Annotated in this window: 6 protein-coding genes; 1 reads left to right on the top strand and 5 read right to left on the bottom strand. The window is 62.2% G+C overall.

The window, feature by feature from the left end:
* Positions 1 to 506 precede the first annotated feature (506 nt).
* Positions 507 to 1,796 carry an ice-binding family protein gene (locus FO013_RS14375; protein ID WP_222103640.1) on the top strand — a complete coding sequence of 430 codons (1,290 nt, stop codon included), beginning with the start codon at positions 507 to 509 and terminating at the stop codon, positions 1,794 to 1,796.
* Between the two features lie 110 nt (positions 1,797 to 1,906).
* Here FO013_RS14375 and FO013_RS14370 read toward each other — a convergent pair whose 3' ends face one another.
* From FO013_RS14370 to FO013_RS14350, 5 genes are all read right to left on the bottom strand, one after another.
* Positions 1,907 to 3,085: a malate synthase gene (locus FO013_RS14370; RefSeq protein WP_260848167.1), complete on the bottom strand. Its 1,179-nt coding sequence runs from the start codon at positions 3,083 to 3,085 to the stop codon at positions 1,907 to 1,909.
* A gap of 1,771 nt (positions 3,086 to 4,856) precedes the next feature.
* Positions 4,857 to 5,681, bottom strand: coding sequence for a heme ABC transporter ATP-binding protein (locus FO013_RS14365; protein WP_143923258.1), 825 nt, complete (start codon positions 5,679 to 5,681; stop codon positions 4,857 to 4,859).
* Positions 5,675 to 6,889: a FecCD family ABC transporter permease gene (locus tag FO013_RS14360; RefSeq protein WP_260848166.1), complete on the bottom strand. Its 1,215-nt coding sequence runs from the start codon at positions 6,887 to 6,889 to the stop codon at positions 5,675 to 5,677. Before FO013_RS14360 ends, FO013_RS14365 begins: the two co-directional genes overlap by 7 nt.
* The gene (locus tag FO013_RS14355; RefSeq protein WP_143923257.1) at positions 6,886 to 7,914 is read right to left on the bottom strand and encodes a heme/hemin ABC transporter substrate-binding protein; all 1,029 of its coding nucleotides are present in this window, start codon (positions 7,912 to 7,914) and stop codon (positions 6,886 to 6,888) included. The genes FO013_RS14360 and FO013_RS14355 overlap by 4 nt, the downstream gene beginning before the upstream one ends.
* 163 nt (positions 7,915 to 8,077) lie before the next feature.
* Complete coding sequence (locus tag FO013_RS14350; RefSeq protein WP_143923256.1) at positions 8,078 to 12,019, bottom strand: non-ribosomal peptide synthetase; 3,942 nt, start codon at positions 12,017 to 12,019, stop codon at positions 8,078 to 8,080.
* Positions 12,020 to 12,025: the final 6 nt, after the last annotated feature.

Genomic DNA, 12,025 nt, shown 5'->3' with positions numbered 1-12,025 from the left:
AAAAGATTCGAACATTGCCCCGACGAGCGGCCCCTCGAATCGGGTGAGAGGTCGCGCATTGGCTCCCCACGATCCTTTCCGGACGAAAATGATGTTTGACGGTTTTATGCGAATGTCGCGATATTGCCGAAACACCGAAGAAGGCCGGCAATTCACTCCGAGACGATATCAACAGGAACCGAATCGCTCGAGGCCCGCGGCTCGCAGAACCACGGCGGTCTCCCGCGCACACAGTCTTTCCACTGGCTCCGGGCCCTTCAGCGCCCGGGGCCAACGCCTTCGTTCATCGCGGCGGAGCCACACTGAATCTCACCGAATTTTCGTCGGCGAATCCACGGGAGAAGGACGATCTCTCACCTCGACTTCTATGCCCAAATCGTGCGCAGAATCATTCGGAGCGATTTGTTTCAACCACACTGATTGTCACGCTAACTGTCGGTGGCGTATATACTGGGAATGGTTCACGTTCACTCCTGTGTGCCGTTCCGATGGAAAAACAGGTGAGTATGGCACTGTTTCAACGACGACAAGGCACATCGGTCATCCGCGACAACCCGAACGAGTCTGCGCCCGGGCCCCGCCCACAGAAATACCGTGCTTTGGTTGCTTCGGTGGGCGCGGTCAGTCTCGTACTGGCAACCATCAATATGTGGGCGCCGACTGCAGCAGCGGCTACCGCTGTCAATCTCGCCACAGCGGAGTCCTACGCTGTTCTGGGCGGATCGACTGTCACGAACACCGGGCCCACCATTCTCGATGGTGACCTCGGCGTTGCTCCTGGCACGGCGATAACAGGCTTCCCGCCGGGAACCGTGCAGGACGGAACAATCCACGCCAACGATGCAGTGGCTCAACAAGCACAGACCGACCTCACCACGGCGTACGATGTTGCGGCAGGACAGCCCAGTGACTTCGACATCACTGCAGACCTCGGCGGGCAGACGCTCGTTCCGGGAGTCTACACGGCTGAGACTGCTGCGGAGCTGACGGGAGATCTGACTCTTGACGCCCAGAATGACCCGTCTGCCGTCTGGATTTTCCAGGTCGGATCCACACTGACCACAGCAAGCGCCAGTTCTGTGTCGCTTATCGGTGGCGCGCAGGCATGTAACGTGTTTTGGCAGGTGGGAAGTTCGGCGACGCTCGGGACCAATACCTCGTTCGTCGGCACCATTATGGCGCTGACATCGGCGTCGCTCGTGACCGGAACCACCATCGATGGTCGCGCACTCGCTCGTAATGGAGCCGTGACTCTCGACAGCAATGTCATCACCGCGCCGGGCTGCGGCGACGATGGTGAGGATGCCGACACCAACGTCAATGCGGAGGCCGATTCGACTGCCGAGGCCGAGGCCGATCCGTCTGCCGACACGGAAGTCACAGCCGACGCCACGACCGACGACACCGGTGCAGAAGTGACGGCCGACGACAACGCCACTGCTGACACCGGTGCAGAAGTGACGGCCGACGACAACGCCACTGCTGACACCAGTGCAGAAGTGACGGCCGACGACAACGCCACTGCTGACACCAGTGCAGAAGTGACGGCCGACGACACGGTCGGCGCAACTGCCGATGTCACTGCGAACGCCGGCGCTGACATGGACACGAGCACAGGTGCACAAGTCGATGCGGACATCGATGTCGCTGCAGGAGTGACCGCCGAAACCGATGTGCGAGGTGAGCTTCCCTCCACTGGTGCCCAGAACCTCTGGATCGCACCAGTAGCCGTCGGACTTCTCATCGTCGGAGCTGCTCTGATGCTGCTGATCCGACGGCGCCGGGTTGAAGGCTGATCACTGGCGCGTACCGTACCAGCCGATATCCGTACGGCTCCCCACCTTCCGGGGCGGAGCCGTACGGAAGGGGCAGCGGTCCGATTCCGCTGCCCCTTCCTGCCGCCCGCTCACCGTGTACAGCTGAACCCGGCCGCCCTCACGCCGCGAAGATCGACCCCCGTGGAGACACGATCGCGGAGGTGCTCGCTGTAGGCCGGTATCGTGAGGAACTCAGGGAAGTCACCGCAGAGTGCGCTGCGCCGGAAGACCTCCACCCCCTCGGCGAGGTGATCATTGGGCTTCCGCTCGATCCGCGCGAGCTCCTCGGCCAGGTATACCTCGACGAGCTCGCGGGTGAGCTGGTGCCCGTTGTCGAGGGCCACCTCGTGCCGGATCCACTGCCAGATCTGCGACCGGCAGATCTCTGCCGTCGACATGTCCTCGAGCAGATCCTCCAGCGCCACGTTGCCGCGCCCGCCCAGCCAGGCTGAGATGTAGCCGATGGCGACTCTGACGTTCACCCGCACCCCTGCTTCGGTGACGATCGGCTCCAAATCGGTGAGGTCGAGCAGATGCTCCGCGCAGACGATGGCCTTGGAGCGCAGATTCTCGAGCTGATGAGGACGCTGTCCGAGAGCCGCATCGTAGACCGCGAGCGCTGCGGGCACGAGGCCCGGACCGGCGACCCAGGTGCCGTCGGACCCCTGCCATGCCTCGCGCGCCTTGTCCTCACGCAACCTGGCGAACTCGGCGGCGACGTACTCCTCGTCGGAATGGTCGATCATGAGATTGCTCATCGTGCTGATCGCATAGGCGCCGAGCCGGTGGCAGGTCCGGACCAGGCGGTCGGTGAACGCCCGCATGAGCGGCAGGGCATTCGTCAGCAGCTCACGGTCGGGCAGAACGAACTGCGGCAGATTCCGAAAGCTCTTGACGACGGAGAACAGGTAGTCCCAGACGGCCGCTTGGAGCCCGGCGCAGTGCTCGCGCAGTTCCCAGAGGATGACTTCCATCTGAAATGCCGCGGTGATGGTCTCGATGCGGACGGTCGCCCTGATGGTGCCGCGTGCGATGCCGAGGCGATCCTGTGCGAACTCGAAGAACCTGTTCCACAGTCTGGCCTCGAGCGCCGACTCCAGCTTCGGCAGCCAGAAGTAGGGACCCGAGCTGGATTCGATGAGGGCATGCGCGTTGTGGAAGAAGTAGAGGCCGAAATCGACGAGCGCACCCGATGCCGGTATGCTGCGACCGGCGTCGTCGACGACGCTCAGATGCTTCTCCGGCAGACGCCATCCACGTGGTCGCATGCCGACGGTGGACGGTTCGCGTTGTCGACGCCGGGCAGCCGATCGCGCACGACGTTGAAGAGGGAGACCTGTCCGCCGATGATGGTGGCCCACGTCGGGCTCGTCGAACCCTCGAAACCCGCGACCCAGACCAAAGCCTGCGAGCTGAGGGCAGCGACGACTTCGGGTCCGGTGACGGGGCTGACGACCCGCCGGTCTTCGAGACCCGGTGCGTCCGCTGAGCCGGCGACTGCCCAGGACAGGTCGGCGCTGATGCGGACGGTGTCGGGGTTAACTCTTCATAGATAGGGCTGACAACTCTCCTACAGCCCTATTTATAAAGAATCGACATCTGTTCTGGTTTGTACTCCGACAAACCTGGATGAATAGACACCATGCCAAAGCTTTTACAGCTAGAGCTTCTCGATGACATCGTCTGCGTTGTCCTGGGCCGGGATAGGAACACCACGATCGCTAAAATCGGCAGAGACTTCGGTGCTCATGAGTCAACGATCACGAAATGGGTTCGCTGGGGCGAGCTCAATACGGGCGATAGCATGAAAGTGTCCGCCGAACTCTTTGGGCTCAAGCACCGTCCCCTGGCTGCTCGACCAGGAGACCGAAGTTCTGCGGCGCGCTCGCGCGCGTATGGTGCAGACACGAAGTTGCCGTCAAGCGGGACTGATGCAAGGAAAGGTGACACTCGAGGTATCACGCTGCGACTGCAGGTGACTCAATGATTACTTCGTACTCGACAGGTGTCAATCGACCCAACCGGGCCTGCCGCCGCCGACAGGGTGCCTGTGACGGTGCCGTGCCGGGTTCTGAAGCTCTCTCCTGCCAGTTAAATTGCCGGCGGCTGGAATCACCGATTCCCAATGCCGATATCATCGAATTGTAATGGTTCAACGACCCGGCCCGACGCTAGCGACGACATTGAGTTCGGGGACCGACCGGTACCTGATCGAAGAGGCCGCCGCGAATGGACTGCCCATGGCTGTACGAACCGGCAAAGTGAGCGACCAATTCGTATGTTATCGGCCTTCGGTGAGGGCCGCGTCAGACCACCAGTTCTGTACCGAAAGAACTGGGTGAGCGTTTGTTAAGCGCGTTATCCGAGGGCCCTCGATGGCAGGACAGTGTGGACGGCGAGTGTGTCCGTGACCGCAAGGCTCAAGGCAGCCGCGGGGAGGTGTTCGAGGAGAACCAGCGCAAGGATGGCGACGGTGACGAGAATTGCTGCGGCCGGGATTCGGGAGCGTGCGAAGCGTCTGACTCGCGTTTGCAGGAAGAGTAGGTTGCCTGCAAGGTAGATCAAGGGGCCCGCGACGGCCACCAGTGCGACCTGTGAGGTGAGGTGATCGTGGGATAGGAGCAATCTAGGTGGACGGGGCAGTCGCAAGATCGTAGACCGAGCTATCGACACGAAGCAGGCCTCCGCCCTTGCAGCGAATGCTCTAGATATGGCACGCCGGATATGAACTCCAGCGCCTGTTGGGATTGTGTACGCCGATCAGGGGTTCGGTGCAAATCATGGGCATTCACTCAGAGAATTCGTTAGTGCTGAAGGCTTGAGTCCACAATATATGTTTGTACGACCACAAGCGTGAGCTTGTGATGTTCATAGCCAATAGTGGTCGTCTCCGAGACGCGAATGATATTACCGATGAGGAGCTAGAGCTTACGCAGGTAGATGTGGAGCTGTCACAGCCGGCGCTGTCGTACTCACCGGTAAATTGCAGAGCTAACCGTTTCCGGGTATACCGAGTGCTGCCCCGGAGAAATGGGTTCCTTAGACAGGGATGAGAATGGGGGACTCGACGCCCTCGGCCTCGATGCGGCGTACACGTTGACCGTAGACTTCTTCGACAAGGTCCTCGCTCAGGGCCTCACTCGGGGGCCCATCGGCGACGAGTCGACCGTCGCCGAAGACGAGTACGCGCTCCGCGTAGCGAAGGGCGAGATTGAGGTCGTGGAGTACGACGATGACTGCCGCTCCCTGACCGCTTAGACGTTTGACTGAGCGTAGGAGGGATTCCTGATGTCTGAGGTCGAGAGCGGCTGTCGGTTCGTCGAGGAAGATGATGGGCGTCGTCTGCGCCTTCGTCCGTGCATAGGACACCCGTGCGGCTTCTCCGCCAGAAAGGGTGGTGATGTCGCGGGCCTCAAAACCGTGCAGGTCCGAGTCCGTGATCGCTTCGGCGACGAGCTCCTCATCACGGTAGACGTCGACGTTCCAGGGCAAGCGTCCCATGTGGACGGCCTCCTTCACGCTGAAGGCGAAGTTCGAACTGTTGTGTTGAAGCATCACCGAACGCTGGCGGGCCAGCGGGCCGGATTTCCACGCCCCCGCCTCGACCCCGACGATCTCGATGGTGCCCCGGGTAGGGGCCACGTCACCGGACAGGAGTGAGAGCATTGTCGATTTGCCCGCGCCGTTGGGACCGACGAGCGCGACGACTTCACCGGGATAGAGGGCGAACGAGATCCCGGTGACGAGCTCCCGGCCGTCCACGGCGAAGGTGACGTCCTGGGCCCGGACGATCGCTTCGGCGAGGGTGTCCGCGCGGCCTGCAGCGGTCCGGTTCGCAGCGTCGGGGGTGCAGGTTTTCACCATGAGCTCTTTTTCATTCGGACAACGAGGAACAGGAAGAACGGCGCGCCCACGGCCGCAGTGAAGAGGCCGATTGGCACCTCCGCAGGTGGAGCGACGACGCGGGAGCCGCAGTCGGCGGCGACGATGAGGATCGCGCCGGCAATCGCGGAGATCGGCAACAGACCGCGGTGGCCGGGACCGACGATGATGCGCACGATATGTGGGACGACGAGACCGACGAACCCGATCGCACCGGCGAAGGCGACAGCGGCACCTGTGAGCAACGCGGTCGCGATGATGATGATCAGGCGGCTGCGTCGGACATTGAGACCGAGGTGCTGAGCCTCTCGTTCGCCGAGGGTGAGCACGTCCAGGGCGCGGTAGTTGAGTAGGACTATGAAGAGGCCGATGGCGAAGATCGGTATAGTTGCCCAGAATTGCGGCCAGATCACCTTCGCCAGCGAGCCCATCTGCCAGAAGGTGAGGGTCTGGAGCTGCTGGTCATCGGCGATGAAGGTGAAGAATCCGGTCAACGCCTGGCAACCTGAGCCTATGGCGATTCCGACGAGCAGCATACGCGACGTCCCGGTGTTGCGGCCAGGTCGAGCGAGGACGTAGATGAGTCCGGTGACAGCGAGGCCAGCGAGGAAGGCGCCGATGGGCAACAGCCAGGTGGTGCTACTTCCGGCGAGCACGATGACTCCGACCGCTCCTGCCGAGGCTCCGCCGCTGACGCCGATGATTCCGGGGTCAGCTAGCGGGTTGTTGAACAGGCTCTGCAACGCCGCACCGGAGATGGCGAGCGCCGCGCCGACGAGTACGCCCATGAGCACACGTGGGACGCGCAGTTGCCAAACGACCGAGACATCGCGTTGACTGAGCTTCGCACTGTCAATGGCGCCCAGCTGGGCACCCACGATGTGTGCGACATCGACGAGTGGGATGCGCAGGGGACCGACCGAGGCCGAGACGACCATGAGCAGTGCGAGGACCACCAGGCCGACGATAATGCAGGCGAGTAGCGGGAGGCGGCGGACGGCGTGGCGCACCTCGGTGCTCGAGGCGGCCCGACGGCGGCGTCCTGGGAGTGCGGTGGATGCTGTCATTGCCGCCGAGGCCTCGGACGCCGTCGAAGCACTGGTGGTATCCGTGCTGTCGGGGCCACCGGTTCCAGCCAAGGAAGCAGCCCTGGCCTTGGTGCCGGTGCGTGTCGACACCTTCGGGGTCACGGGAGCTTCGCGACGGCCTCGGCCAGCGCTTGAGCGCCGGCTCCGATCTCCGGGCTCGAGTACTTCAACTGGGCGTCGGGCATGACGAAGATCGCGGAATTCTGGCCTGCTGGAGTCTGGTCGAGCGTCGGGAACGCCTTCCACAGCCCGTCTTCGCCGCCCCACTTCTCGTAGTCGGATTCGGTCATGACGATGACATCTGGTGCAGAGGCGACGATCCCCTCATTGCTGAATTCGCGGGAGTAGCCGCGCAGGTTCGACTCTGCTCCGACGCTCGTGTAGCCGAGAGTCTCAATTATCTCGTTGCCCGGCGTCCCGGTGCCAGCAACCGAATTCTGCCCACCCGCGCCGGTGGCCGTCACCTCAACGATGGAAAGACCCTGCTTGCCGGATTCCTTCGCGGTCTTCGCGGCATCGGCGAGCTGGTTGTCGACGGTCTTGGCGAGTTCTTCACCGGCTTCCGCGGCTCCCACGTAGGAGGCCACAGCCTTGAGCTTGTCTCGCTGGGGCTGCTGATCGTCCATGACGACCGCGTCGGTTCCGGCGTCGCGGAACTGACCGGCGACATCACCGTGCCGTTGGGTGTTATCGCCGATGAACAGGGTGCCGTTCATCGCCAAAAGACCTTCGACACCTGTGTTTTTGCCGAATTCGAAGTGCTGCGGGGCATCGATTCCTTCCGGGGCAATCGAATTCTCCGGTGCGGCTTCGATATTATCGGTCAAGCCCAGTGCGCCGAGCGTCGATGCGATGCCGTCGCCGGCGACGATGATCTTGTCGATGTCCTTGATCTTTACCTCGGTGCCGGTGCCGTCGGTGACGTTGGTAGGTAGCTTCGGTGCTGCCTCGATGGCGGAGAAGTCGCTCGTGCCGCCGATCTGGGACCATCCTTCGGGAAGGGGGACCGAGAGTTCCGAGCCTGTCGCTTCGGTTGATGTGTCGTCCGCGGTCTCGGAGCCGGTGCCGCCGCAGCCGGCGAGAGCCAGGGCGCACGTGATACCGATGATCGAAAAGCCTTTTCTCATTGCTCTCTCCATTTGGTTCGATTTGCTGTGTCGTGTGAGTCGTTCCAGCGCAAGCGTGTCACGCTGGTTAGCCTAACCTAATATGACTGTGGTTGGGGTTTAGATGTGGTTCTGTTAGATAGTTCACCTGATTTGATTGGCTGTAGAAGGGTCGAACTGTGTCTCATTGAGTTGCTGTGGAGCCGATCTCTCGGACGATTCGGGCTAGAATGTGCGGGTGGATGAGGGCGGGGTGGGTGCAGTCGATGTCATGGTTGCGGACAGTGCCTGTAACGAAGGGCTCCCAGTCGGAGACGTGGAGCCAGTCCTGTTCCTTGTCTGCTGCGGTGAAGAACTCGACGTCTCCGTGATAGACGCGGGCCGTGTGCCTGCGCATCAGCAAGGCATTGGTGGCGACAGTTCGCGCTACCCGCTCCACCACCTCGGGCCGGAGCTCGCTGAAGGGGCCACTCGTCTCCGCCAACATCTCGAGCACGGTCTCCCGTGACAGGTCTGATGCCTCGGAATCGTAGTCCACGCCACCCATGATCAGCAGCGCTTCATTGATCTCACGATCAGTGGGATCGTCACGATGCTGCCACGAGCTGGGCGGGTAGGCGTCGAGCAGCGTTAGAGTCTCGACGGTGACACCGATCGAGGCGAGCTGGATGGCCAGCTCGTGAGCAATCACTCCACCGACGGACCAACCGAGGAGAACGACCGTCCCCTGGGGGGCGTGGCCGACGATGTCGACGGCGTACCCGGCTGCGAGTTCTGACAGTGACGCGGCCGGCTTCGGCTCTGGCAGAGCGGGATCCAATCCCGGTGCCTGCAACGCGTAGACTCCGATCTCGGGATCGATATGTTGAAGCAGATTGACATATGACCACCCAAGTCCTCCTGCCGGATGAAGGCAGAACACTGGTGTTCCGCTCCGGTGCTCACGCAGAGTGAGCAGCCGCGAATACGGATTCGCGTGCCCTTCACCACCGAGACGACGAGCAAGCGATGCTGCGGTGGGTGCGGCGAAGACATCGCTGAGCTCGACTGCTGTTCGAGCGGTGATGTCATGCAACTCCTCGAGCCGACGGAGGAGGCTGACTGCTGTCAATGACGTGCCGCCGGCATCGAAGAAGTTGGTGTCCACGCCGAGGCGCTCTGTACCCAGAACGTCATCGAATGCCTGGACGATTGCGGTCTCGAGCTTCGTCGACGGTGCCCGGGTGGACAGCGGTTCCTCGGGGGCAGGGAGCCGCTGACGGTCGAGTTTCCCGTTGGCGGTCATCGGGAGGTCGCTGACGCAGGTCAGGGTTGAGGGCACCATGTAGTCCGGCAATCGGTCGACAAGCCAATCTCGCAGTTCTTCGGTGCTGATTGCACAACCTTGGACATACCCGCGGAGACTGGCAGCGGTCCCGGTTCCGTGAGGAACGACGACGGCTCTGTGCACCTCTGGGTGTTCGGCCAGGACAGACTCGATCTCGCCGAGCTCAATACGCAGCCCACGGATCTTGACCTGGTCATCGACGCGACCGAGGTAGTCGAGAGCCCCATCTGAGCGCCACCGGGCGATGTCACCTGTAGCATAGACGCGTTCACTCCGCCCTCGAGCTCGGCCGAGGCCGGGATGGTCGAAGAACTTCTCAGCGGTCAGCTCCGGTCGCCCGACATAGCCTTGAGCCAACTGACCTCCGGCCAGATGGAGATGGCCCGTGGCGCCGGGCGGCAGGAGCCTCCCAAGCCCGTCCAAAAGGTAGACGCGGGTGTTCCAGACGGGGCGACCGATCGGCACCGGTCCGCTATGCTCAGCCGATACGGGCCAATGTGTGACGTCCACGGCGGCCTCTGTGGGTCCGTAGAGGTTGTGCAGCTCAATGGGAAGAACTGCCATCAGGCGGTGAGCGGTTTCGGAGTCGAGAGCCTCTCCCGAGCAGAATACCCGACGCAGACTCGTGCATTCCTGCAGTTCGCGTGTCCCGGTGAAGACTGACAGGGCAGAGGGGACGAAATGGCAGGTTGTGACTCCATTGGCAGTGATCGTTCGTGCGAGTGCCTTGGGGTCTTTGTGGACCTCGGGCTCCGCTATGGCGAGCACAGCGCCGGTGATGAGTGGCCAGTAGAATTCCCAGACCGAGACATCGAAGCTGAAGGGCGTCTTCTGCAGGACGATATCCGTGTCATCGAGCTGGTATTCGTGCTGCATCCACTCGAGCCGATTGACGATTGCGCGATGGCTGACAGCCGTCCCTTTGGGGGCTCCGGTCGATCCTGAGGTGAAGATGACGTAGGCGGTGTCGTCTGGGGCGGCAGGTGATGGGTCGACGGGATCCTTGACCGAGTCGGCATCTCGGAGACAATCGAGTGTGTCTTCACCCAGCCGCAGAATCGGGCGAGCGCCAGTTTCACCGGGCGCAGGAGCGCCCTCAGCACCGGTGATGACAATGATCGGTTCCACGTCCGCGATCATCGAGTCGAGGCGGGACATGGGCAGTGTCGGTTCCAGGGGGACGTATGCGGCACCGCTGAGAGTGGTGGCCAGCAGCGACATCACCATGGCCGGACCGCGGCGCAGATGGATGCCGACGGTTCTGCCTGGACCAGCGCCGTGTTCGCGGAGCGTGTCGGCCAGTTGCTCGACACGATCGAAGAGGTCGGAATACATCAGCGACTCTCCCCGCCACTGCAGGGCGGGAGCGTTTGGGGTGCGATGGTGCTGGTCGATGAGCAGATCGGCCAATGTGCGGTCGCTCGTGGGTGCGTCAGTCGCGTTGAAGACGTTGAGGATCTGATCGCGTTCGCTGGGCAACATGACTTCGATCTCGCCAAGTGTTCGGTGACCCTCGCGAGGTGTGCGTGCGAGCAGGTCGGTGATCCGCTCCAAGTGGCGCTGCACCTCGGCAGCGGTGTAGAGCTTGGGGTTGGCTAGAATCCGTGCTTCCAGTCCGCCCGAAGAGTCGAGCGACAGCGCAATGTCGAGGTCATCAGTGGGGCCGGTGCGAATATTGTGGACAACTCCGGTGGCTGCGTCGAACGCGACCTGAGTGTCGAAAGGTCGGATGTTGACAGTCGGACCATGTAGTCGATGTGCGGTACCGACTTTGGACAAGTCTCGACGAATCCATTCGGAGCGATATGTCTGAACCTCGCGCACGGAGCTGAGCTCGTAACCGATTGCGGCCGCGAAATCGACAATGGCAGTGTCGGCACTGGTCTCTGCTGGCAGGCACAAAGGGAGGACATTGACGCGTGGAGCTGCCGACTTGGCTGCGGTGCTGTTTGAGCGGTTGAGCCAGGGGATGCCCAGTACAGCTGGTCGGTCGGTGAGGTGTGACTGAAGGTAGGTGCCGATGAGAGCGAAAGCCATTTCGATCCAAGTGGATCCGGAGCTGTGTGCGTAGTCGGTCAGCGCATCGACCTGATCAGGTCCCATTCTGTACGTGAAGTCATGCTGATCGACGGCAGCCGCCGCCGTGGCCTCGCACAGAGATCCGACGGACTCGAGCCGGTCCGCGCGCTGAGCCCAGAACTCTTTGCCCTTCGCCTCGATTGTCTCGGCTTCTGTCGGTGCGGTGCCGCGGGCGTTCTCCGTCGTGGTGAAGGGGCAGTCGTCGAGCTGTGTCGGATCCGAGTAGACCTGACCCACCCAGCGGATGAATGCGTGCATCGAGAATCCGTCAATCACGATGTGATGAAATCGGGCGAACCACCATTGCCGGTCTTCATCCAACTGCAGGAGAGCGTGCCCGCTGACATCACGCGCAGTCAGCACGACCGGTCCGTCGGATTGGGCCGGTCGAGTAAGTTCGGAGTCCATCCACTCGTGGGCGGCAGCTTCCGGGTCGGGAGAGGAGCGCAGGTCGATGACGCTGGGGGAGTCGGGAGATTCGGCTGGCCGCAATCGCGGGCCGGAAGGTGTGTCGAGGAATTCCGAGTCCAGCCCGGCGACCCTGAGACAGCTGCTGACGGACTCGGCCCATCGGTGGGCGTCGAGCGGACCGTCGATGTCAACGTATTCTGCACACTGGTACGTCGCCTTCGAAGCGTCCCCGAGGTGGCCGAACCACATCGCGAGCTGACCGTCCGTGAGGTCGCACAGATCTGAGTGGATAGGGGTCTGAATCGTCATTGCTCT

It is taken from the genome of Brevibacterium aurantiacum (genome assembly GCF_007558825.1).
In the GTDB taxonomy this organism is placed as follows: domain Bacteria; phylum Actinomycetota; class Actinomycetes; order Actinomycetales; family Brevibacteriaceae; genus Brevibacterium; species Brevibacterium aurantiacum_A.
This window is presented reverse-complemented; position numbering and strand designations above follow the sequence as displayed.

Bases quoted from the DNA above. Each gene is read 5' to 3' on its own strand.
- FO013_RS14375 (WP_222103640.1), top strand. From the start codon at position 507: ATGGCACTGTTTCAACGACGACAAGGCACATCGGTCATCCGCGACAAC.
- FO013_RS14370 (WP_260848167.1), bottom strand. From the start codon at position 3,085: ATGCGACCACGTGGATGGCGTCTGCCGGAGAAGCATCTGAGCGTCGTC.
- FO013_RS14365 (WP_143923258.1), bottom strand. From the start codon at position 5,681: ATGGTGAAAACCTGCACCCCCGACGCTGCGAACCGGACCGCTGCAGGC.
- FO013_RS14355 (WP_143923257.1), bottom strand. From the start codon at position 7,914: ATGAGAAAAGGCTTTTCGATCATCGGTATCACGTGCGCCCTGGCTCTC.
- FO013_RS14350 (WP_143923256.1), bottom strand. From the start codon at position 12,019: ATGACGATTCAGACCCCTATCCACTCAGATCTGTGCGACCTCACGGAC.